This window comes from Cytobacillus sp. FSL W8-0315, assembly GCF_038002905.1.
GTDB classification, from domain to species: Bacteria; Bacillota; Bacilli; order Bacillales; family Cytobacillaceae; genus Cytobacillus; species Cytobacillus pseudoceanisediminis.
Genome location: NZ_JBBOOC010000001.1, coordinates 3062690 through 3084958 on the forward strand (window position 1 = coordinate 3062690; position 22269 = coordinate 3084958).

The 22269-nt window shown below is 42.2% G+C and carries 24 protein-coding genes; 17 read left to right on the plus strand and 7 right to left on the minus strand.

The window, feature by feature from the left end:
• The first annotated feature begins 2 nt into the window (after positions 1-2).
• The 15 genes from MKY20_RS15655 (at position 3) to MKY20_RS15725 (ending at position 14251) form a co-directional block, all read left to right on the plus strand.
• A complete protein-coding gene (locus tag MKY20_RS15655; RefSeq protein WP_009334165.1) occupies positions 3-905 on the plus strand; it encodes an ABC transporter ATP-binding protein in 903 nt (300 codons plus the stop codon).
• A complete protein-coding gene (locus MKY20_RS15660) occupies positions 905-2506 on the plus strand; it encodes an ABC transporter permease (protein ID WP_009334166.1) in 1602 nt (533 codons plus the stop codon). The genes MKY20_RS15655 and MKY20_RS15660 overlap by 1 nt, the downstream gene beginning before the upstream one ends.
• A 167-nt stretch (positions 2507-2673) precedes the next feature.
• A complete protein-coding gene (gene rpsN / locus MKY20_RS15665; RefSeq protein WP_009334167.1) occupies positions 2674-2943 on the plus strand; it encodes a 30S ribosomal protein S14 in 270 nt (89 codons plus the stop codon).
• Between the two features lie 23 nt (positions 2944-2966).
• Positions 2967-3218 (plus strand): type B 50S ribosomal protein L31, encoded by a 252-nt coding sequence (locus tag MKY20_RS15670; protein ID WP_009334168.1) that lies wholly within the window; start codon positions 2967-2969, stop codon positions 3216-3218.
• Positions 3219-3253: 35 nt separating this feature from the next.
• A complete protein-coding gene (locus MKY20_RS15675) occupies positions 3254-3619 on the plus strand; it encodes a hypothetical protein (RefSeq protein WP_019383407.1) in 366 nt (121 codons plus the stop codon).
• Positions 3620-3678: 59 nt separating this feature from the next.
• Positions 3679-4845: an FAD/NAD(P)-binding protein gene (locus MKY20_RS15680; protein ID WP_251157074.1), complete on the plus strand. Its 1167-nt coding sequence runs from the start codon at positions 3679-3681 to the stop codon at positions 4843-4845.
• A gap of 23 nt (positions 4846-4868) precedes the next feature.
• Positions 4869-5018, plus strand: coding sequence for a 50S ribosomal protein L33 (rpmG, locus tag MKY20_RS15685; RefSeq protein ID WP_009334171.1), 150 nt, complete (start codon positions 4869-4871; stop codon positions 5016-5018).
• 232 nt (positions 5019-5250) lie between these two features.
• Positions 5251-6777 (plus strand): spore germination protein, encoded by a 1527-nt coding sequence (locus MKY20_RS15690; RefSeq protein WP_071158315.1) that lies wholly within the window; start codon positions 5251-5253, stop codon positions 6775-6777.
• A gap of 36 nt (positions 6778-6813) precedes the next feature.
• Entirely contained in the window at positions 6814-7902 is a 1089-nt protein-coding gene (locus tag MKY20_RS15695) for a GerAB/ArcD/ProY family transporter (protein WP_341001910.1), read from the plus strand.
• A complete protein-coding gene (locus tag MKY20_RS15700; RefSeq protein ID WP_341001912.1) occupies positions 7899-8978 on the plus strand; it encodes a Ger(x)C family spore germination protein in 1080 nt (359 codons plus the stop codon). The genes MKY20_RS15695 and MKY20_RS15700 overlap by 4 nt, the downstream gene beginning before the upstream one ends.
• 177 nt (positions 8979-9155) lie before the next feature.
• A complete protein-coding gene (locus MKY20_RS15705) occupies positions 9156-10019 on the plus strand; it encodes a MurR/RpiR family transcriptional regulator (RefSeq protein WP_251157075.1) in 864 nt (287 codons plus the stop codon).
• On the plus strand, positions 10016-11143 hold the full coding sequence (locus MKY20_RS15710; protein WP_071158311.1) for a M20 peptidase aminoacylase family protein: 1128 nt from the start codon (positions 10016-10018) through the stop codon (positions 11141-11143). The genes MKY20_RS15705 and MKY20_RS15710 overlap by 4 nt, the downstream gene beginning before the upstream one ends.
• A 2-nt stretch (positions 11144-11145) precedes the next feature.
• The gene (locus MKY20_RS15715) at positions 11146-11964 is read left to right on the plus strand and encodes a GNAT family N-acetyltransferase (RefSeq protein WP_019383413.1); all 819 of its coding nucleotides are present in this window, start codon (positions 11146-11148) and stop codon (positions 11962-11964) included.
• A 21-nt stretch (positions 11965-11985) separates the two neighbouring features.
• Complete coding sequence (gene menC / locus MKY20_RS15720) at positions 11986-13092, plus strand: o-succinylbenzoate synthase (protein WP_009334178.1); 1107 nt, start codon at positions 11986-11988, stop codon at positions 13090-13092.
• 73 nt (positions 13093-13165) lie between these two features.
• Positions 13166-14251: a YkvI family membrane protein gene (locus tag MKY20_RS15725; protein WP_009334179.1), complete on the plus strand. Its 1086-nt coding sequence runs from the start codon at positions 13166-13168 to the stop codon at positions 14249-14251.
• 110 nt (positions 14252-14361) lie between these two features.
• Here the strand turns inward: MKY20_RS15725 and MKY20_RS15730 are convergent, their stop codons facing one another.
• Both MKY20_RS15730 and MKY20_RS15735 read right to left on the minus strand, forming a co-directional pair.
• Positions 14362-14853 carry a hypothetical protein gene (locus MKY20_RS15730; RefSeq protein WP_019383414.1) on the minus strand — a complete coding sequence of 164 codons (492 nt, stop codon included), beginning with the start codon at positions 14851-14853 and terminating at the stop codon, positions 14362-14364.
• 102 nt (positions 14854-14955) lie between these two features.
• The gene (locus tag MKY20_RS15735) at positions 14956-16413 is read right to left on the minus strand and encodes an aminotransferase-like domain-containing protein (protein WP_252244956.1); all 1458 of its coding nucleotides are present in this window, start codon (positions 16411-16413) and stop codon (positions 14956-14958) included.
• Positions 16414-16450: 37 nt separating this feature from the next.
• On the opposite strand from MKY20_RS15735, the gene blaOXA reads away from it, so the two are divergent.
• Complete coding sequence (gene blaOXA / locus MKY20_RS15740) at positions 16451-17248, plus strand: class D beta-lactamase (protein ID WP_009334183.1); 798 nt, start codon at positions 16451-16453, stop codon at positions 17246-17248.
• Positions 17249-17289: 41 nt separating this feature from the next.
• Here blaOXA and MKY20_RS15745 read toward each other — a convergent pair whose 3' ends face one another.
• The gene (locus MKY20_RS15745) at positions 17290-17754 is read right to left on the minus strand and encodes a hypothetical protein (protein ID WP_019383417.1); all 465 of its coding nucleotides are present in this window, start codon (positions 17752-17754) and stop codon (positions 17290-17292) included.
• A gap of 111 nt (positions 17755-17865) precedes the next feature.
• On the opposite strand from MKY20_RS15745, the gene MKY20_RS15750 reads away from it, so the two are divergent.
• Positions 17866-18273, plus strand: a complete 408-nt coding sequence (locus tag MKY20_RS15750) for a RidA family protein (RefSeq protein WP_252244955.1) — start codon at positions 17866-17868, stop codon at positions 18271-18273.
• Positions 18274-18313: 40 nt separating this feature from the next.
• Here MKY20_RS15750 and MKY20_RS15755 read toward each other — a convergent pair whose 3' ends face one another.
• The 4 genes from MKY20_RS15755 to MKY20_RS28705 form a co-directional block, all read right to left on the minus strand.
• Positions 18314-19315 (minus strand): DUF3231 family protein, encoded by a 1002-nt coding sequence (locus tag MKY20_RS15755; protein WP_341001924.1) that lies wholly within the window; start codon positions 19313-19315, stop codon positions 18314-18316.
• 133 nt (positions 19316-19448) lie between these two features.
• Positions 19449-20918, minus strand: coding sequence for an Msr family ABC-F type ribosomal protection protein (locus tag MKY20_RS15760; protein ID WP_341003366.1), 1470 nt, complete (start codon positions 20916-20918; stop codon positions 19449-19451).
• A 16-nt stretch (positions 20919-20934) separates the two neighbouring features.
• Entirely contained in the window at positions 20935-21804 is an 870-nt protein-coding gene (locus tag MKY20_RS15765; protein WP_341001926.1) for a putative RNA methyltransferase, read from the minus strand.
• A gap of 315 nt (positions 21805-22119) precedes the next feature.
• On the minus strand, positions 22120-22164 hold the full coding sequence (locus MKY20_RS28705) for an erythromycin resistance leader peptide (protein ID WP_108721263.1): 45 nt from the start codon (positions 22162-22164) through the stop codon (positions 22120-22122).
• Positions 22165-22269: the final 105 nt, after the last annotated feature.

Genomic DNA, 22269 nt, shown 5'->3' on the forward strand with positions numbered 1-22269 from the left:
CCATGAGCCTTTTAAAAGTAACCAACCTAACAAAAAAATTCGGCAAGTTTACGGCACTGAATGGGGTAAATCTCGAGTTAAATGCAGGTGAGATACTGGGGTTCATCGGCCCAAATGGGGCAGGAAAATCCACCACCATTCGGGTTTTATTGGGGATACTAAAGGCAACAGGCGGAGAAGTAAAGCTTTTTAACAAGGACGCCTGGCAGGATGCTGTCGACATTCATAAGAGGGTGGCATATGTGCCTGGTGACGTGAATCTTTGGCCGAACTTAACAGGGGGAGAGGTCATTGATTTATTTATAAAATTAAATGGCACTGCGAATAAGGCGAAACGTGAGGAGTTAATAGAGAAATTTGATTTGGATCCATCCAAGAAGTGCAGAACCTACTCTAAAGGAAACAGGCAAAAAGTTGCTCTGGTTGCGGCCTTTTCCTCTGATGCAGACCTGTTCATTCTGGATGAGCCGACATCAGGCCTGGATCCATTGATGGAAAAGGTTTTTCAGGAATGTGTGATGGAAGTTAAGAGACAAGGAAAGAGTGTTCTCCTGTCCAGCCATATTTTATCAGAGGTAGAAAAGCTGTGCGACCGGGTAAGCATTATCCGTCAAGGCAGGATTATTGAGTCGGGAACCTTAAATGAGCTTCGCCACCTTACACGGACACAAGTCCTCGTTGACACAAGCATGCCGATTACAGGATTACTTGATATGCCAGGCATTCATGACATTCAGGAAAGTGAACATGGGATGTCGTTTCAGGTTGATACGATGCAAATGGATGCAGTCATCAGGCATATAAGTCAATTTGGCATCATCAGGCTGGAAAGTGCCCCGCCAACATTAGAGGATTTATTTATGCGTCATTATGAAGGGGAAAAGGATACTGGAGGTGTCCGCTGATGGCAGGCAATCATTTAGCAAAAACCGCTTTCCTTTCAAAATTTATATTCCGGCTGGACCGTTTGCGTATCCCAATATGGGTGCTGGCACTAACCTTTTTTACGATAATCGTTCCAGCAGCCTTTAAGGGATTATACAATTCTCAGCAGGAAAGGGATGCTATGGCACAAACAATGGCCAACCCGGCGATGACTGCCATGACTGGCCCCGCGGATTTAAGCAACTATACGATTGGTGTCATGACAGCCCATCAAATGCTTTTAATGACAGCTGCTGTGACCGGTTTAATGAGCATCCTGCTGGTTGCCCGGCATACCAGGGCTGATGAAGAGGATGGGCGGCTGGAATTGCTCCGTTCGCTGCCTGTAGGGCGTCTATCCTATTTAAATGCATCATTGCTTGTAGTATCGGCAGCTTGCATCGGATTGGCTTTGATTAATGGATTCGGCCTTTATGCCTTGGGAATTGAAAGCATGAATCTGGAAGGGTCATTGCTTTATGGTGCTGCATTAGGGGCGGCGGGTCTATTTTTCGCAGGTGTAACAGCTGTATTTGCTCAGGCTTCAGATAGTTCACGGGGAACAATCGGCTATTCGATAGCCGTGCTTCTTATTTCTTATCTTTTTAGGGCAATCACAGATATCAGCAATGAATCATTATCCTGGCTTTCGCCGCTTGCATGGGTAACCAAAGCAGAAGTCTATGATTCTAATAATTGGTGGCCTATTGTCTTAATGATTGCTGCCGCCATGGTTCTTTTTGCCATCGCGAATTATTTGAACGCTATTCGGGATCTTGATCGCGGATTTTTGCCATCCAGGCCGGGAAAAAAATATGCATCCCTTTTTTTGCAGAGTCCAATCGGCCTTGCGTTAAGGTTGCAGCGGACCGGAATCATTTCATGGGCAATAGGCATGTTTGTGCTGGGGGCTTCTTACGGTTCAGTATTAGGGGATCTGGAATCATTTTTCTCAGATAATGAAGCCATGAAGCAGCTCCTTAAGCCAACAGAGGGGGTAACATTAGTAGAACAATTCATTCCAATGCTGATGATTGTCATCTCACTGATGGCAACTATTCCTCCAGTGATGGCCATGAATAAACTTCGAGGTGAAGAGAAAAAGGAACGAATTGTTCATCTTTTGAGCAGAGCCGTTTCACGGACAAAACTGTTAGGGAGTTATTTCGTTATATCTGTCATTAATGGATTTTTCATGATATCGCTGGCAGCACTCGGATTATGGTCTGCCGGGACTGCTGTGGTTGAAGGCGGTTTATCCTTTGGAATGATCTTTGGGGCAGCATTATCTTATTATCCAGCAATGCTGGTCATGATTAGCCTGGCCGTCTTTCTGATTGGATTTCTGCCAAAATTCACGGGTTTTATTTGGCTATATGTTTTATATTCATTTATTGTGCTGTATTTAGGAGGTTTATTTCAATTCTCTGACTGGATCGGCAGTATTTCTCCTTTTGGCCATGTTCCGCAGGCACCGATTGAGGAATTCTCAATTATTCCGCTGCTTCTATTGTGTTTAATTGCTGGGGGACTGGCGTTAGCGGGGTTTATAGGGTTTAATAAGAGGGATATCGAGCAATAAAAATTAAGAAACGCAATCTATATGGGGATTGCGTTTTTTATTCATACTAATAACAGTCCAAAGGGTAATCTGAAGTTACATGTGTTGCAATATCAAAATTTTTGTGATTAAATAACAATATCCAAATCGTAATAATTACGATTTTCATCAGAAAGGAGTGACATACCTTGGCAAAAAAATCTAAGGTAGCAAAGGAAATCAAACGGCAGGAGCTTGTATTAAAGTATGCAGAATTACGAAAGGAACTAAAAGAAAAAGGGGATTATGAGGCTCTAAGGAAACTGCCAAGAGACTCATCACCGACACGGCTGAAAAACCGCTGCCAGGTTACGGGCAGACCGCGGGGATATCTTCGCAAATTTAAAATGTCCCGAATCGCTTTCCGGGAATATGCGCACAAAGGGCAAGTTCCGGGAGTTAAGAAATCCAGCTGGTAAAATAAAATGCGGAGGTTATGAAAATGAAGGTAAATATTCATCCGGAATATCATAAAGTAGTATTCATGGATATGAACAGCGGCTTTAAATTTTTGACAGGATCAACAAAGACTGCAAATGAAACAATCGAGTGGGAAGATGGAAACACATACCCATTGATTAAAGTTGAAGTAAGCTCAGATACACATCCGTTTTATACTGGAGTTCAGAAGTTCACGGATCGCGGCGGACGTGCTGAACGATTTATGAAGAGATATAACATGAAGAGCAAGTAAATTGTTTCTCCACTTGGCGAGATGAGGTGAAAGATATGAATTCACATCTTATGGAAATGGTCTCAAGAGAGATTGTAAAGTCACTACCTCCTGAGCAAAAAGAGATTTATGAATTTGTCGTTGGTCTGGAAGAAGAGCTGGCTCAAAAGGCTTCGACTTCTGAAGAATTTATGGCTCTTCTTGTGAAGCATTCACCTCATAGGCAGGCGGCAGCACATTTTAACCTTTCATTTGGACAGCTGATGATGACCATGCATGAAATTGAAGACAAAATTAACAGGCTGCTTGAAAATAAATTGAAACATGTCACATGGGTCGAATTAACAGACAGTGTCCGGGCAAGAAAGAAAAGAAATAAAGTTAAATATTTTTATTTCTCCTTAAACGAAAGTAAGTCGTAAAAAAATTTATTCTTTAAATCGTAATGATTCCGTATTAAAACCTGCATCAGGAGGCTCATATGGTCTATGATTGGATCGTTGTAGGAGGCGGCATTCAGGGCAGTACCATTGCAGCCTTCTTAGTAAAAAATAATAAGGTATCAACTGATAAGCTGCGCATTATTGATCCACATGTAAGGCCATTATTTAAGTGGACTACAAGTACGGATCGGATTGGCATGAAGTTTCTGCGCTCACCTTTTGTACATCATCTTGATGTCGATCCATTCAGCTTAAGAAGCTACGCAGCAAAGCACCAATGGAAGAAAAGTGAGTTCTATGGGGTCTATAAAAGACCATCCCTGGAAATGTTTAATGAGCACAGTCAGACTCTTCTCCATGATCTTGGATTAGGGGCCAGCTGGCATCAGGGATATGTAAATGGTCTCGATAGGGAGGACAATTATTGGATTGTAAATACAGCCGGAGAAGAACGTCTAAAGGCAAAAAGAGTCGTACTCGCATTAAGCATAAACGATCAGCTGCATGTACCCGAATGGGCAGATTCTATTAAGCAAGAATGGCATGTGATGTTTCACATCTTTGATGATTCTGCAGATTTTTCAAAATTGAGGATGCCTGTTGCTGTCATTGGAGGAGGCATTACAGCCGCCCATACAGTCATCAAGCTTTCGGCACTCTATTCAGGTCAAGTCACTTTAATAAAAAGGCATCCCTTTAAGGTTTGTGATTTTGACAGTGATCCGGGCTGGCTGGGACCTAAATATCAAAAAAGCTACCAGCGAATCACCGATTATTCCGAACGCAGAGAAGTTATTAAAAAGGCAAGAAACCGGGGATCGCTGCCCTCAGAGTTATTTCACAAGCTTAGGAAGCTTGAAAATGAACAAACGATCAAGGTGGCAGACGGAGAGGTTACTTCCGTGAAGCAAGGAGAAAACAAGGAACTGATTCTTTCAGTGGACACACAGGAAGTCAAGGTGCAGTCAATTGTTTTTGCAACCGGGTTCAGGCCATCCAGGCCTGGCGGAAGCTGGCTTGAGAAAGCCATTGAAACGTTTGGCCTTCCATGTGCAAAATGCGGATACCCGATTGTGAGTCAATCCCTTGAATGGTGCCGGGATCTATATGTAACAGGGCCTCTTGCAGAACTGGAGATTGGGCCGATTGCCCGAAATATTTCAGGCGCGCGTCAGGCGGCTGAAAGAATTGTTCAAAGCATTTAAGAAGTTAATAGGAGGAAATTAATATGAGAGTAAAGATTACATTAGCTTGTACAGAGTCAGGGGACAGGAATTACATTACCACTAAAAATAAGCGGAACCATCCTGGCCGGATCGAATTAATGAAATATTCTCCCCGTTTAAAGAAGCATACATTGCATCGTGAAACGAAGTAACGGTCAAATGTAATACTTTAACGACTATTTGTCAGCATAATAGCTGCAGAAAGTCTAAAGGTTTAAGGCTTGTAGGCACCTTTAAAAAACGAATTGTAAATCTTTATTAAATGGGATAATTGATTTTCAAAGCGCTAAAAGTAAAAATTGAGCTAACATATTGAAATAGAATAATAAAAACCCGCCCGCACATACTAAAACTACGATTTGTTAAGTTTTGGAGGAGTGCACGGTGGGTTTTTTTAAATCAAAATTAAAAAGGTTTAATAGGGACAATAAACAAAAGAAGAATGAAAATAGTGAGCATGAATTGCGGATTGATGAACTCCTTCATCGCTGTAAAGAATCAACAGATTTTGTTTCCTATAGATATTCAGAATCCAGCCCATTTTATATTCATTATTACCAGACAATTGTAGAAATTAATATTTTGCATCAATATGTCTTGCCTTATATCAATGAAAATAAGAGCAATACCCTTTTTGATCTTCAGCAGGCTATTCCCATTGATAATACTGAAATTATAGATAATGTTCATGAAATAAGGGATAAATTGCTGACAGGCTGTATTGTTATTGAAGTAAAAGGTTCACTGCAGGAGGCTCTGGTTATTTCTGCTGTATCGCTTGAGAAGAGACCCGTCAGTATGCCTGAAGTAGAGTACAGTGTTGTGGGGCCTAAGGAAGCTTTTGTCGAATCAATTGATGCCAATATCAATCTGGTCAGGAAGAGGCTGCCTATTCCTGATCTCATCGTGGAAGAAGTAAAGATTGGAAGCCTGACAAAAACTAGGGTGGCTGTTCTTTATATTAAAGGAGTTACTGACGAAGAAAATGTGAATACGATCCTGCAGCGCCTGAATGATATTCAATTTGATCAAATTGTGGACAGCTCTTTTATTAACCAGATCATATCTGATAATCATAAGTCTCCCTTTCCTCAATTAATTGATACGGAAAGGCCGGACCGGGTAGCGAGTGTGCTCTCTGAAGGGAAAATAACGATTCTTGTTGATGGCTCACCGCATGCATTAACAGGTCCTACAACTCTGGTAGAGTTTTTTTCTGCATTTGAAGATTACTATCTATCCTGGCATATTGCCTCCATTTTTCGGCTGGTCCGCTTGTTTGCGGTATTCTTTTCCGTTTTGTCGACATCTCTTTATGTTGCCGTGCTCACGTATCATTACGAAATGATTCCGGAAAACCTGCTTAATCCGCTCATAGCTTCAAGAAGCGGCATCCCGTTCCCGCCGATACTGGAAGCGATTATTCTGGAATTGACCATTGAGCTATTGCGTGAGGCTGGGGCAAGGCTGCCGACAAAAATCGGTCAGACGATTGGTATCGTAGGCGGTATTGTAATCGGGACTGCTGCTGTACAGGCTGGTCTGACCAGTAATGTGCTGCTGATCATCGTGGCGCTTGCAGCCCTGGCTTCTTTTACAACGCCTGTCTATCAAATGGGCAATACTATCCGCTTAATCCGCTTTCCTTTCTTAATCACTGCCCAGTTATGGGGACTTCTGGGAGTTACGTTTTGTTTCTCATACATTTTGAGCCATTTACTTAAAATGTCTTCTCTGGGACGCCCATATCTGGCACCCGTCTATCCATTACGGCTGGCTGACTTAAGGGATTCACTCTTCCGCCTCCCGTTTTTCATGCAAACGAAGCGGCCATTGCAGGTCAGATCTCCTGTACGAACTCGTTTTCAGCCCAAAAAGCACGAGAAATCCAAAACAGATATAGAAGATTAATTGGTGTAAATATGTTCCGATAAAGGAGGCTAGTTGATGTTTCCATTGCCTAAAGAGGATAAAATGGTATCGCCCTATTTTGTATTTTATTTAATACATGCTATGCAAATAGGCGTTGGTATCCTAGGTTTCGAAAGAGTTATTGTCCAGTCGGCCGGCTATAGTTCCTGGATCGCAATCTTAACATCCGGCGCCTCCATTATTGGATTGATATGGGTTTCCTATCGCATCATAAACAAGGGAAACAACGACATCGTAGCCATACATGCTGATATTATGGGAAAATGGATCGGCGGTTTTTTCAGCTTTCTATTTTCCTTATACTTCTTTGCTTTTGCATTGGTTGTACTTAGATCATATGTGGAAGTGCTCCAGGTATGGGTATTTCCCGAAGTCTCCGAATGGATATTCGTACTCATTATCATTTTTTTATCCTATTCCTATGTCACAGGAGGTTTTCGGGTTGTAACAGGGGTAAGTTATTTAGGGATTTTATACGGGTTGCCATTATTATTGGTGAAGTTTTATCCTTTACAGTATGCCGATTATGGTAATCTTCTGCCAATCCTGAATGCCTCTCCTGCACAATTATTTAAAGCTTCAAAAGAAATGACCCTTAATTTTCTCGGGTTTGAGACCTTATTTATGTTTTATCCTTTTATAAAAGATGGTCCGAAATCTGAAAAGTGGGCATACTTCGGCGTGCTATTCAGCATATTTATTTATCTGCTGACTGCTTTTGTTACGTTTGTATACTTCAACCAGGAACAGTTGAAAGGCACCATTTGGGCTACACTCACACTATGGAAAATCGTGGACTTAATCATTGTGGAGAGGTTCGAATACATAGGAATTTCCGTATGGTTTTTTACCATTCTGCCGAATATCTGCATCGGCCTCTGGTGTGCCAGCCGGGGGTTGAATCGGCTGTTTCCTGTCACTCAAAGAAATGCCTTAAGGATTTTTTGCCTATTGCTGTTTTTCATCAGCATTCTTCTAACGGATAGACAGCAAATTGATGTGCTGCAGAAAGCTGTTTCCCAAATGGGTTTATATACTATCTACTTTTACTTACCATGCTTGCTGGTCTTACAATATATCATCATGAAGGTGAAAAAAGGATGAATGCTAAAAACTATTTATGCTGTTCCTTGATTACAATCCTCCTTGCAGGCTGTACTCCAAGTCCAAAGGTATTGGAGGATATCCAATTAGTGCAGACCATTGGCTATGATTATGTTAATGGTGAGGAATTTGAAGGAACAGCAGGCTCTTCCAATATACCTCCAGGTGAACAGTCATTACCGGTGAATGACGTTTTTTCTGCAACAGGGAAGACAAGTAAACGGATCAGGCAAAAGATTCAGGCGGAAGCTGCAAGGCCCATAGTCGTTGGCAGGGTGGGATTAGTCATTTTCAATAAGGAGCTCGCAGAGCATGGGATTGAAAAACAAATAGACAGTCTGCAGAGAAACCCCAGTATTGGCCGGAAATTGCTGCTTGTAGTATCGAAAGAGAAGGCGAAAAACATTATTGATTCAAATTACTCGCAAAGTGATTCTGTATCACAGTATTTAATCGATGTGGTGGAACAGAATCTTGAGGCGACTATTCCTGAGATAAATTTACACCGTTTTCTTGTTCACTATTACAGCAAAGATGCCGACCCATTTTTACCTTTAATTGAGAAACAGGGTAAGCATTTGAAAGTAAGCGGAATGGGAATTTTTAAAGAAGATAAGCTAGTTGATACAATCAGCTTTGGTGATGCCTATATCTTTAAAATCCTTTATGAAAAATTCCGGAGGGGACAATTTGAAGTAGAACTTAGCGGGGGAGAAGATGTAAGTCTCGAAAACCTGTCATCAAAACCTAAAATAAGGGTGGACAAGAGGAATGGGAAATATATAGCCACTTTTAAGGTGAAAGTAAACGGCAGAGCGATGGAAGGGGTTGATTTAGATCTTACAGACAAGAAAACGATTGAGAGAATTGAAAAAGCAGTGGAAAAAGAAATAACTGAGAGAGCAGAGAAAATGATCAAGAGGTTTCAGGAACTGGATACAGATCCCCTTGGCATCGGGGAAAAGGCAAGGCAGCGCTCTGATTTTAATCGTAAGGAATGGAAAGAGCAGTATAGTCAAATGGAAATAAAGATTGAAGCAAAAGTGAATGCTGTTCAATCGGGGATTATAGAATAATCATGTATATAAAAAGAGAAATTGGCATCCGATATAAGGGTGTCATTTTTAATTAAAAAATTTTCAGAATTATTATTGTTTTACAAAGAAATATATGATAGTTTAGTTAAAACGAAGTTCAGACTTCATAAATTTAAAAAATTCAGCTTAAACTTCATAATATTAAGGTGAGTCTAAATGGTATTAAAAGAAGTGATCGAAAAAGAGTTTAATAACCTCTCCAAAGGGCAGCAGAAGGCCGCTAAGTATTTACTGGATCACCCTAAGGATTTTGCTGTGAAGTCAGCGGGTGAGATTGGCAAGAGAATCGGGGTAAGCGAAACGACAGTCATCCGATTCTGCTATTCGATTCAGCTTTCCGGCTATTCGGAGCTGCAGAAGATGGTAAGGGAACAGCTATTGAAGGCGAATAGCACACTTGGTCAGTATTTTACCAGCAAGGTGGAACTGGCAGAAAAGCCGGAGTTCCTTGCGAGTGTGATGGAAAAGGATTGTCTCCATATCAGAGAAACGATTCAGAATATAAGTCAGGACGATTTTGATGTTTTAGTGGAGCGTTTGATCAAAACAAAAAAAATATATGTTACAGGTCTGCGGTCTTCCTTTGCGGCAGCAAGCTGGCTTTCTTTTACCCTTGGGGTGGTAAGGGGAAATGCGAAGCTGATCCGGCCGGATACGGATGATCTGCTGCTGACGATCACTGAAATGGATAAAGAAGCGACGTTTATTGCGATTTCATTCGACCGCTACATGAAAGATACGATTAAAATGGCGGAACTGGCGAAAAAGCAGGGTGCATTTGTAATTGGCATCACGGATTCAGCAATCGCACCGATTAAAGAGCATGCCGACTTGCTTTTTCAAATCCATTCATCGGAAAAATCGACGATTGATGCTGCGCCAGCACTCTTTTCCTTTCTGAATGCGGTGATTGCGGGTGTGTCGATTCAAGATGGTGACCGATTTCAAAAAAGGAAAGAGCAATATGAAAAGCTGGATAGTGAACATTTTTTTATTCAGCCGGGAGGGAAGATGGATTGAAGGAAATTATTGAACAGATTAAACCTGCATTGGATATGGTTTTTAATCATTTGCACGAAAACCCGGAAGTAAGCTGGAGGGAATATAAGACCACAGAGTACTTGCGGAAATTCCTGGAAAGCCGGGGTTTTCAGGTTCAGCTGTTTGGGGATTGCCCTGGTTTGGTTGTTGAAGTGGGGGAAGGGAGTCCATGCGTCGCGCTGAGAGCGGATATGGACGCACTTTGGCAGGAAGTGGACGGCAAGTTTCAGGCCAATCATTCGTGCGGACATGATGCCCACATGACAATGGGGGTTGGGGCCATGCTGCTGCTTCAAAAGGCTGGCTTCCCCAAAAAAGGCAAACTGAAATTCATCTTCCAGCCGGCTGAAGAAAAGGGCACTGGTGCCTTGAAAATGATTGAGCATGGCGTGCTGGATGATGTGGATTACCTGTACGGTGTACATCTGAGGCCAATCCAGGAAATAAGAGATGGAGAAGCGTCTGCAGCCATTTACCATGGCGCTGCAAGGTTTCTGACCGGGGAAATTATCGGGGAAGATGCCCATGGGGCCCGCCCGCACCTTGGGCAGAATGCCATCGAGATCGGTGCTTCTTTCATTCATGAAATTAAAAATATTCATTTGGATCCGATGGTTCCGCATACGGCCAAGATGACCAAATTCCATGCCGGCAGTGACTCAGGCAATATCATTCCGGGAAAAGCGTCCTTCAGCCTGGATCTGAGGGCACAAACAAATGAAATCATTACTGCACTGGGAGAAAAAATAGAAACGATCACTGAGTATTTATCCAAGCTGTATGGAGTCAAGATCAGCCTTGAGATGAAAGCGAATGTGGCAGCAGCTGAAGTAGATGAAGAAGCTCAGAAGTATCTGGAGATGGCAATAGTTGATGTCCTGGGAGCTGGCCAATTAAGGGAACCAATCGTGACTTCGGGCGGGGAAGACTTCCATTTTTATACTCTCAAGAAGCCGAATATAAAAGCCACGATGCTTGGATTGGGCTGTGATTTAAAGCCGGGGCTGCATCATCCGGACATGACGTTCAATCGGGAAGCGATTTACTCGGGAATGGAAATACTGGCCAAAGCCGTAATGGCCACTTTGGAAAAGGAGGAGTGAAGATGGCTGCTGTGACAATGGATTTACGGGTATTAAAGACAGCATCCGATATGGATCTTATACAAAGGCTGGAGAAGACAATCTGGAATATGGATCCCCTTCCGGTTCATCAAACCATCACAGCTGCCCAGAACGGAGGGCTGCTGCTCGGGGCATTTATAGAGGATAACCTTGTGGGATTCAGCTACGGATTTCCAGGTTTCCACAAGGGAAAAGGCTATTTATGCTCCCATATGCTGGGCATTCACCCTGACCACCAGGATAAGGGGCTGGGGGCATTATTGAAGCAGAAGCAAAAAGAACTGGCTTCAGGTATGGGCTATGACCTGATCACCTGGACTTTTGATCCGCTGGAAAGCCGGAATGCTTACTTGAATCTTTCCAAGCTGAATGCGGTTTGCTCCACTTATGTGGAGAATTGCTACGGAGATATGGATGATAGCCTGAATCATGGGCTGCCGACAGACCGTTTAAAGGCAGAATGGTGGATTACCAGTTCGCATGTGGAGGAGCCAGTAGGCATTGAAACAGCGGACGCACAGAATCCCTACGATTGGGGAGTATCAGAGGACGACTTTCCTGTTTTATTAAATACTGAATGGGATGCTGCGGAAGGTCCAGTGCTTGTTCCGATTCCGGCAAACTTCCAGATGATTAAAAATAAGAATTTCGAGCTTGCGATCGATTGGCGCTTTAAAACAAGAAGGATTTTTCAGGAGTTATTTTCTAAGGGGTACGCTTTGGCAGGATTTCAAAAAGGGCTGGAAGGCCCTGTGCATTACTATGTATTAGTTCAGAGGAATCAGCTTAAACTCAACTAACAGGAAAAGGCGGGAATGAATATGAAAGTGACAGAAGTCGTATTGCGGCATATGAAAATGAGAATGAAAGCTCCATTTACAACAAGCTTCGGCACGTTTCAGGATAAGGAATTTCTCTTGCTGGAAGCCAAGGATGAAAATGGTGTGAGCGGCTGGGGAGAATCTGTTGCCTTTCATTCACCATGGTATAACGAAGAAACGCTGAAAACGAACTGGCATATGCTTGAAGATTTCATCATTCCGAATCTATTAAACAAAGAAATGCAGCATCCGGATGAAGTTTCGGAAACTCTCTCCTACATACGGAAAAACAATATGGCGAAATCAGCATTCGAAGGGGCGGTTTGGGAGTTATATGCCAAGCAAAAGGGAATTCCGCTTGCAAAGGCTCTTGGCGGTACAGCGAATGAGATCGAGGTGGGCATTAGCATCGGGATTCAGGATAGTATTGATGAACTGCTGAACCTCATTGATGAATATGTAAAGGAAGGCTATAAGCGCATCAAAGTCAAAATCAAGCCAGGCTGGGATGTTGAAGTCATGAGGGAAGTGAGAAAGCATTTCCCGGATGTAGCGCTTATGGCTGATGCAAACTCAGCATACACCCTTGAAGATATCAATCTTTTAAAGCAGCTGGATGAATTTGATTTAATGATGATCGAGCAGCCGCTGGCATCAGATGATATTATTGATCATGCCGTTCTGCAGAGAGAACTCATAACGCCTGTCTGCCTCGATGAAAGCATCCATTCCTATGAAGATGCGCGCAAGGCGATTGAGCTGGGAAGCTGCAAAATTATTAATATCAAAATCGGCCGGGTCGGCGGGCTGACAGAATCGAAGAAAATTCATGATCTCTGCCAGGAACGGGGCATTCCAGTATGGTGCGGAGGCATGCTGGAATCCGGGATCGGCAGAGCACACAATATTGCCTTAACCACACTTTCCAATTTTATCATGCCAGGGGACACAGCCGCATCATCCCGCTATTGGGAGAAGGATCTGATTGACCCTGAAGTAACTGTCGAAGATGGAATGATCAAGGTTCCAGGAAAACCTGGCCTTGGATATGAGCCAAGTTATGAAACCATTAAACAGTTTACTGTTTTTGAAAAGAGCTTTTCTTAAGGGAGAGAGAATTCTCTCTTTCTCTTTTAAGAGGAGTTGTCGAAAAATTCAAATATCTAAAAGGGGGATCAGAATGAAAAAGAGTATTCAGATTGCCGGTGCTTTTATCGGGGTCATAGTCGGAGCGGGTTTTGCTTCAGGCCAGGAAATTTTGCAGTTTTTTACCAGCTTTGGCTGGATGGGGATAGGCGGTGCCATTCTGGCGACCATTTTCTTTGCTTTTCTGGGGATGAACTTAACACAGCTTGGAAGCCGTCTGCAGACAGATTCCCATAAAGATGTCATTTACCATATTTGCGGCAGGTATTTAGGGATAGCCGTCGATTTCATTATTACCTTCTTCCTTTTCGGTGTGGCCGCTGTCATGCTTGCCGGATCGGGATCCATTTTTGAAGAGCAGTTCGGAATCCCGAGCATGGCCGGCAATGTCATTATGGCTATATTAACGATCCTGACCGTTTGTCTGAATATCCAAAAAGTGATTTCCATTATCAGCCTGGTTACACCATTTCTCTTAGTAATGGTGATTGTCATTGGCGGTTATGCCCTAAGCACAATGGGGATTAATTTCTCTGAAGTACAGAAACTGGCAGAAAGCCAAACCCCAGCCGCTTCCAACTGGTTTATGGGCGGACTATTATATGTTTCATACAATATTGCGGCCGGTGCTGCAATGCTTGCTGTCATGGGCGGAACCACTAAAGATGAAAAGCAGGCAGGAATGGGGGGCATCCTTGGAGGTGCAGGTTTGGGAATTCTTATCTTAATAATCAATGCAGCCATGCTTGTCAAAATGGATGTTGTGGATGGCTCTGACATGCCGATTCTTGCTCTTGCCAATGAAATTTCACCTGTATTTGGATTATTGATGTTCGTTGTATTGCTGGGCATGATTTACAATACCGCTGTTGGTATGCTGTATGCCTTCACGGCCAGGATCGTGAAAAGGGAAAATCCTAAATTTAATCTTTTTGCTGTATTATTTGGTGCGGCAGCGTTTGGAGCCAGTTTTGCAGGCTTTATTACGCTGGTGGGAACGGTTTATCCTTTGATGGGATATTTAGGGTTTACGCTTATTGCGGCAATTGTGTTTGCCTGGCTGAGGGGGAAACGGAAGGCTGTTGTGAGTATGGATAATGGAGTTGCTTTAAAACAGTAGAAACTTTGCTGATACTTTAGAAAGCTCAGTTCTCCTGAGCTTTCTATACCTTCTCATATTTACCTCATAATGGTATTGCGGCTCTTGACACTGAACTGGTGGAATCCATCTTAATAAAGATTATATTCTCCATTTTCCGGGCCGCTTCCAGCGGAAGGAAAAGTAACACCCATCGTACGCAATGCTGCTTTTGCTTGAGATAGATAATTTTCTGCCTGGTTCTGCCATCTGATGATCAGGCTAATAAACGCCTTATATTCAGGACCTGCATTTTCCTCCATCGTATTTAGCCCTTCACGCACCTTTTTATCCTCATTTTCCGCATTTACGATGCAGGCCGCCAATGTAGCGATTATCGATTGCCGCTGCTCTCCATTCACAAGTCTGCGGGCACAGCCGACAGTGGTCACGCGGTGATACGAAGCCGGAACCAGATGCTTGTGCATTTCTGCATTTCCTTTTAAATCTTTGGTCTCAGGAATATGAAAAAGCTCAGAACTCATGGAACAAACCATTTCTTCAGCATATAAACTTTGCTGCAGCAGTGTTAAAATATCTCCCCAGCTTGTTGTCCGGTAATATGGATAATAATAAGGATTCAATCGAACCATCTCCTTTTATGGATATAGGAACCCCATTATTATAGATATGTTTGTTAAGCGGGTGTCATGTCATCTTGGGTGGCGGGGGTCAGTCCATATCTTTTAGAAATAAGAATGAGCTAACGCACGAATCCCATCCCCGATCTTCTTCACACCAACTGCAATTATCCGGTCCTCCACCTGAGAGACACTCAATCGAATTCTATTTTCCTTTAGATATTCTGGAAGATACATTGGTGCAGCATCCTGAACCAATACATTTTTCTTTTGAAGATGCTTTACAAGATTCTTCGCCTTCATTCTGCCCGGAAGAACAACTGTCGAATAGAATCCCGAATCCCCGCCAGTAAATGAAGTATTGGGAGGCAAATGCTCCAGGTATGCCTTTTGGAGAATGGTACCCTTCTTCTTGTATTGCCGCCGGAGTTTTTCAATATGGGCTTTGAACATACCGCTGCTTAAGTAAATCTCAAGTGCCCCTTGTGTGAGGACGGGTGTATGGACGTCCGCTGCAAATTTGGCCTGTGTAAAACTTTTCATTAAGGCTTCTGGAAGAACTGCCAATCCTAATCGCAGCCCTGGCAGCAAAACTTTCGAAAAGCTTTTTGTGTAAATGACTCTTCCGGAAGGATTATAGGCAAACATGGGATCTGCCTTTTTTCTTGTATCAAGATCACCCATATAGTCATCCTCCACTATGTAGACATCATATTTCTGAGCGAGCTCGACCATATCCTTTTTTTCCTGGTTGGAGTAGCTGCAGCCTGTAGGGTTTTGAAATCTGGAAACAGTGTAGAAAAACTTGATGTTTCTCTCTCTGAATATCTTTTCTAAGTAATTGAGGTCAATGCCTTTCTGATTTACCTCTATGCCAATAGGCTTCAAGCCGCGGGAAGTGATGGAATCTATGAAACTGAAGTGGGTTGGCTGTTCTGTGCAGATCTCTGTTTTATTATTAGGAAAAGGGAGTGAGACCAAGAGATCCAGAGCCTGCTGGGAGCCGGATACCACCGCAATTCTTTCAGCCGGGGCGAAAACCTGCAGATCCTGAAGCTGAGCTGAAAGCTGATGCCGAAGACTCGGCAAACCGAGGGGATGGGAATACTGAAACATTTCCTCTTTATATAGCTCAATTGCCTGATTCATACAATGCTGATAATCACGGTAGGGCATCATGCTTTTATCCGGTCCTGCTGAGACAAAGTCAATGATCATAGGTTTTTGTTTTTTTGGCATATCAGTACCAACCGCAAAATAGCCGCTTTTTGGCACAGAGTAGATGAGATGTGCCTTTTCCAATTCACTGTAAGCTCTCATTACTGTGTTAATGCTGCAGTTAAATTCTTTGGCAAACCTGCGAATGGAAGGGAGCTTTCCTCCGGCTTTCAAGCGTTCATCATCTAGTCTTGATTGAATTTCTTCTATGAGTTCATCATATTTATTGCCCATAAAAACACTCCGCTCGTTGAATTTGTATGGGTACAGATGGCCAAAACTGTTCTTTTCTGTATCCATCATGCTGTTTATAGTATAAGGGACAAATACAAGAGCTGACATCATGACAGAAATCCTATTTTATATGAAGGAGGAAGAAAAGATGAAGTGGATGAGAAGAGCAGGTATTGCTGCCCTTTCCGTGTTATTGCTGCTGACGGGTACAGGTGCTGGGGCATTAGGGGGAAAAGAAAACACAAAGGATCTGCACATTGAAGAAGCTTTTGCAGGAACAGAGGGCACTATGGTTCTCAAAAGTCTTAAGAATGACAAGGTTTATGTCTACAACAAGGAGAGGAGCAAAGAGAGACTGACGCCTGAATCAACCTTTAAAGTCGCCAATGCCCTAATCGGACTGGAAACTGCCGCTGTAAGAGATGAATACGAAGTGAAAAGGTGGGATGGAGTTGAACGGGAATTCGAAAGCTGGAACCGGGATCATTCGCTTGCTTCTGCCATGAGGGAATCAGCTATCTGGTTTTATCAGGACCTGGCGAGAACGATTGGTGAAAAGAAGATGCAGGAATACGTATCAAACATCCAGTACGGAAACCAGGACATATCAGGAGGAATCGATGCCTTTTGGCTGGACAGCAGCCTGAAAATTTCCGCAGCAGAGCAAGCTGATTTTATCGAAAAATTGGTTGAAGAAGAATTGCCTTTTTCACAAAAGAACCAAAAGACAGTTAAACGAATGATGATTCAGGACGAGCAGGATCAGTTCATCCTGCATGGTAAAACAGGGTCAAGGCTGTCTGACATGGGACTGGGCTGGTACGTTGGTTTTATTGAAACAGAGAAGGAGACATGGGTGTTTTCGGTGAATATTGATGGAACAGGTACGGAGGCTAAGAATATTGCTGTGGAGGTGCTGAAAGAGAAAAGAATCATGAAAGACTAAGGTCAGCAGATCAGTGAAGAAAGCCATAATAATGGTTTCCCTCACTGGACTTCTGCTGAAAATGTATAAGAGACTTTTCCATTCGGCCATTCTGCTAAGACTTCATAAATATAGCTGCCTTTACTTGAAGGTACAGTAATTTGATGATCCTCAAGCTTTATTTCTTTTTCTTTTCCTGTTTCATTCCATAAGTACACTTTAATAACTGGTTGATCTTCAATCTTAATCCTAACTTTTTGGTCTGGTTTCATCATAATAGGTTTTAGATGATCTGCCATTTGATTCGGTGATGCGTGATCTGTTGTCATAGTTTCCGTCTCTAGCCCTTTTTTTCTAACCCACTGTTCATTTCCTTTTTCCATTTGATAATCTGTCCCGTTCACTTCGGCAACTGCATTCATCGATGGAGGGAATTCTGCTTCTTCCCCAGCGTTAGTTGAGCATCCAATCATTATTATAAAAAGAGAATAGGCTAAAATCATTTTTAACAACCGTTTTAAACCCACATTGCCACCCGCCTTTTTAGAGAAACTATTAAAAACAGTTTAACTGAAAGAGGAAAAAATTGCATAAATGCGGAATTAAAATAGGTACCGTCAATAGAAAGGAATACTGAAATGACTAAAAATATCTCCTTAATCCGTTCATCGAAATTACCGTCAGTTGATTATGCATATGCATCTCATGTTCCTTCCGGAATGGACCTATTTTTTATGGCGGGAGCCTGCCCGCTTGATGCCACTGGAAAAGTGCCTGAGCAAAGCGGATATGAAGAACAGGCCAAGCTTTGTGTCGAGAACTTGAAGTCAGCATTAAAGGAATGCGGGGCAGAATTAAAGAATGTGGCTTATACAAGAGTTCTCGTCGCATCCTCAGACCAGGCAGATTTGGTGACAGCCTGGCAGGCAGTTAGAGAAGAATTCGGCACACATGATGTTCCAAGTACATTGTCCGGTGTAACCGTTTTAGGTTATAGCGGCCAATTAGTTGAGATAGAAGCGGTTGCAGCTTTATCCAAAGAATAAAAAATTTTTTTTGGTGAAAGTTTTTCGAATTGAAGATCGTTTAGGCGTTTCTATTCACGGATTGCGGCTGTTGTTCAAGCCATCTATGCTTAACCAAAATTTTATAGCAAAGGGCACCTGCCTGAGCAGCATGAAGTGATACTTTTTGATAGGTTACATTGAGATCCGATCTAAGGCTTGAACCTGCACCAGCTCCATAATACGAGAGAGCTGTATTTACTAAAAACGCCGCATGAAACATCATCAATTTGTCAGAAAATGGACTAACTGTTGATTCTGTGATTTCTGCATCCCATTTAAAAGGTACAGGCAGATAATCCTGCCGCAAAATGGTGTCAAGACTATCAGCATCTTTTCCTGCTAATTCAGCGTTTTTTGCCATGAACTTGCGTACGTCATCATACTCTGCCACTTGTGCAAAAGCTAAGCTTAGTGTCCTGACTAATCCTGTTTTCATTGAATTATAGAAAACGCTGCTGATTTCCGAAATGTTAAGTGGTCTTTTTTCACCTGCTAAATTCGAAAGCATGCCTGTTGTATCAGTAAATTCTATCTTCTTTGATGGAGGAACAGCCGGTACGGTTGTGAAGTTTGGGTAGGTCTTGGATAATCCAGTGATTCTCTGATATAACTCTTTGGCACTGACGATACATTCTAAGAAATAGTCCTGCAGGTCTTTTCGGTCAATATTTGTCAGTGCTAAGCTATAAGCTGTTAAGCCATGAGCCGTCATCAATTTAGAGTAAAATAGCAGGCATTGATCTGAAAATAGACGCGGGGCTTCAAGGTTCACATCATTTTCTGTAAAGCCAATGGGGTGTTGAAAAGTTGAATTTCTTAAATAAGCTGTGATCTGGCTGGTATGGTTTTCTGATCTTAGCAGTGAGTCCTCCAAAATGGATTTGATTTTTTTATCCGTAACAACATTAATGAAATATTTGTAAACACAAATAGCCATACTATCGCCCATATACTGATGCCAAAGTGCTGAAAGTTCAGCGCTATTTAAACTCCCGTCCAATTTTTTTCCGAAAATGCCCATTCTGGAAACCCCCGCGTCTAATCGCTTTTTCCTTAGTTTGTCTTATTTTTTGACAATTATTATATATTGGAGCCCGAAGGTTGTGAAAATGGACAATGGACCCATCCGCCATAGGCTGATAGGGTCCATTTTTTTATTCGTAATGCTTTAAAACCAGCTGCTGTTCTTCAATGGCATATACACAGTCAGCGACCCGATCCATAAATACTTTATCATGAGATACCAGGAGGACGGTACCCTCATATGCTTTTAAAAATCGTTCAAGGGCTTCAATGCAATAAACGTCCAGAAAATTCGTCGGTTCATCTAATATCAGGACATTATATCTGCCGAGGAACAGCTGGCAAAGCACGAGACGGATCGCTTCCCCGCCGCTTAAGCGGCAGACATCCTTTTTCAGATCATTACCTGTAAAGCTCATAGAATGGAGGACAGAACGAATCTTGCTTTCATCGTAATCGCTTGTTTCTTTCATAAATTCAAAAACAGGCTTACTTTTCTCAAATTGGTAATCCATTTGTTCATAAGCGCCTATAACTGCTTTCGGAGAAAGAATCGTTCCCTCGCCGCGATCGAAGATAGCTTTTAGCAGTGTTGTTTTTCCGGAGCCATTTTTCCCAGTAATTGCGATGATTTTTCCAAGCGGAAATTGGAAGTTCGCTTCCTTAATAAGTGTTCGGTCTCCTGCTTTCAGCGTAATCCTCTCACCCATAATGGGATACTTATTATGCATTTCAAGAGCGGGGTGCTGATGAAAGTGGATGGTCGGATCTTCTTTGGGCGCTTCAACAGCTTCAAGCTTCTGCACCCGCTGCTCAATAGCTTTGGCTGCCCGCTGGACGGCTTTTTGGCTTGTTTCTTTTGACTTCGTCATAAACATTTTGTTTGCTTTCGCCTTTGTTTCTTTTTTTGAGATATGTCCGCTGGCTTGCGTTATTTTGTCTGCCTTTTTCATTTTTTCTTCTGCCGCTTTTAATAGCCGGGACTTCTCTTTCAGATATTTTTCATGCTGTTCCAGCTGCTGTGTTCGCTTAAGCTCTTTTTGAGCCTTGTAGTCCGAATAATTTCCGGTATACTCTGTCACGCATCCATGTTCAATTTCCCAAATCTTTGTGACAAGCTTATCCAATATATATCGGTCATGACTGACAATGACCAGTGCTCCATAATAATAGGTCAATTCTTCAATGAAAAACTTGATCCCTTCTCTGTCGAGATGGGTAGTAGGTTCATCAATCAATAATCCTTCATAGTAGTTTGAAAAGATTCCAGCAAGCTTCAGCTTTGTTTGTTCACCGCCGCTCAGATGATTCATATCGATCTTAGGTATCGATAATTTCCCTGCGAGACCAGGGTCAATATCACCTGCCTCTGGAGCGGCGAGCTGATCGAAATAAGCAAAATCGGCCAAGCGGTTCACAATTCCCTGGTCAGGGTGTATCTGACCGGACATCAGCTTTAGGAGAGTGCTTTTTCCTGCCCCGTTTTTTCCTACAATGCCAATGCGGTCGAATTGATGAATGGCCAGCCGAGGAATATTCAATACCAATCTATCTAAATAAGAGACTTCTATATTTTCTAATTCAAAACATACTTTTTCCATCATAAAACCTCATTTCTTATTTGTTTATACCGATCAGGATATCTGCATCTAACGTTACATGACCGCTGTTCCTGCCAATAAAAGAATGAATGGCAGCCTGATTGGAATCCCAGGAAAGGGGAGACATCCTGACTAAATACGGAAGTTTGCTTTCGTCCATTTTTCTTACATCCGTCACATGAATCGTGTCAGTTAGAGTAAAATGCTTTCTAAAAAGGGAAACGACCTCATCATTTTTATATAAATTATTTTCATTGCTTCCATAAAAGGAATTCCGCATTTCCTTTAAATGCCCACTCCGCGGGACCGCCTTTATGATGATCCCTTTTGAGGTCAAAATTCTCTTGAATTCCCTGTAATTTGAAGGAGAGAAGAGATTCAGAATCATATTGAAGGACTGATCTGCTAAAGGAGGTTTAGCCAGATCCCCTACAAGCCATAGTTCATTTTTGTAATTTTTCGCAGCCTGTTCAATCCCGGCTTTCGAGATATCCACACCAACACCTGTCATCGTTCCAATCCCGGATTTCTCTAATATCTTTTTCAGGTGTGAACCTTCACCGCACCCTGCATCAAGCATTAAGGATGGAGTGCTGGAATGTGCGAAATAGTCATGAATGACGGCTGAAATTTTGTCATGAAGAGGATCAAACAGTTCACTTTCCATGATGATTTTCTCTCTGGCTTTATATAAAGTTTTGCTGTACCTGTTCTTGGCAGAATGATTCAGCATGTTCACATATCCATGCTTTGAAATATCATAGGTATGCCTGTTCGGACATAAGAGGCTTTTATATTGAACAAGATCTAATGATTCCTGACAGAGCGGGCATTTTAGAGAAGTACTGAAAGTCTTAAACTTTGCAGCGATTTTTTGATTTACCATGTTTTCTCTTCCTTTCAACAAAAAAAATCACAGGCATCTGCCTGTGATTCAGAGTAAAGGGAAGAAGACTCATCCTAATTTGGTTTGGGCTGATCAGAGCCGTCAGCAAATAAACCTTCCTGTTTTTTGGAAGAGTTTAACAGATAAAAAAAGAGAAAGGCAGTAAAATCATGCCTTTCTCAAATTGCCAATTTCGTTTGGCAGAATATGAAATAACAAATTGACGCTATTCCATATAAATTGAAGATTATTAAAAAAGGACAGACTGATCCCATTTACTCTGCATACACAAGCAGAGCCTTTGAACGTATTCAATTACTGGTTCAAAGCTGGGAATCGAAGTCTCATTGCGTGTGTCATTTTTTAATAATCCTCCTTAAAGATAAAATACAGTTGTATTATAAATGCTATTATTAGATAAGTAAAGGTCCGTGCGGAATTTTATAAAAGAGGGGAGGGAAGACT

Excerpts from the sequence above, each read along its gene's own strand:
- MKY20_RS15670 (WP_009334168.1), top strand. The coding sequence starts at position 2,967 with ATGAAGGTAAATATTCATCCGGAATATCATAAAGTAGTATTCATGGAT.
- blaOXA (WP_009334183.1), top strand. The coding sequence starts at position 16,451 with ATGAAGTGGATGAGAAGAGCAGGTATTGCTGCCCTTTCCGTGTTATTG.
- MKY20_RS15725 (WP_009334179.1), top strand. The coding sequence starts at position 13,166 with ATGAAAAAGAGTATTCAGATTGCCGGTGCTTTTATCGGGGTCATAGTC.
- MKY20_RS15760 (WP_341003366.1), bottom strand. The coding sequence starts at position 20,918 with ATGGAAAAAGTATGTTTTGAATTAGAAAATATAGAAGTCTCTTATTTA.
- MKY20_RS15660 (WP_009334166.1), top strand. The coding sequence starts at position 905 with ATGGCAGGCAATCATTTAGCAAAAACCGCTTTCCTTTCAAAATTTATA.
- MKY20_RS15680 (WP_251157074.1), top strand. The coding sequence starts at position 3,679 with ATGGTCTATGATTGGATCGTTGTAGGAGGCGGCATTCAGGGCAGTACC.
- MKY20_RS15735 (WP_252244956.1), bottom strand. The coding sequence starts at position 16,413 with ATGATGTCAGCTCTTGTATTTGTCCCTTATACTATAAACAGCATGATG.
- rpmG (WP_009334171.1), top strand. The coding sequence starts at position 4,869 with ATGAGAGTAAAGATTACATTAGCTTGTACAGAGTCAGGGGACAGGAAT.
- MKY20_RS15655 (WP_009334165.1), top strand. The coding sequence starts at position 3 with ATGAGCCTTTTAAAAGTAACCAACCTAACAAAAAAATTCGGCAAGTTT.
- MKY20_RS15700 (WP_341001912.1), top strand. The coding sequence starts at position 7,899 with ATGAATGCTAAAAACTATTTATGCTGTTCCTTGATTACAATCCTCCTT.
- menC (WP_009334178.1), top strand. The coding sequence starts at position 11,986 with ATGAAAGTGACAGAAGTCGTATTGCGGCATATGAAAATGAGAATGAAA.
- MKY20_RS15750 (WP_252244955.1), top strand. The coding sequence starts at position 17,866 with ATGACTAAAAATATCTCCTTAATCCGTTCATCGAAATTACCGTCAGTT.
- MKY20_RS15705 (WP_251157075.1), top strand. The coding sequence starts at position 9,156 with ATGGTATTAAAAGAAGTGATCGAAAAAGAGTTTAATAACCTCTCCAAA.
- MKY20_RS15675 (WP_019383407.1), top strand. The coding sequence starts at position 3,254 with ATGAATTCACATCTTATGGAAATGGTCTCAAGAGAGATTGTAAAGTCA.
- MKY20_RS15695 (WP_341001910.1), top strand. The coding sequence starts at position 6,814 with ATGTTTCCATTGCCTAAAGAGGATAAAATGGTATCGCCCTATTTTGTA.
- MKY20_RS15765 (WP_341001926.1), bottom strand. The coding sequence starts at position 21,804 with ATGGTAAATCAAAAAATCGCTGCAAAGTTTAAGACTTTCAGTACTTCT.
- MKY20_RS15715 (WP_019383413.1), top strand. The coding sequence starts at position 11,146 with ATGGCTGCTGTGACAATGGATTTACGGGTATTAAAGACAGCATCCGAT.
- MKY20_RS15755 (WP_341001924.1), bottom strand. The coding sequence starts at position 19,315 with ATGGGCATTTTCGGAAAAAAATTGGACGGGAGTTTAAATAGCGCTGAA.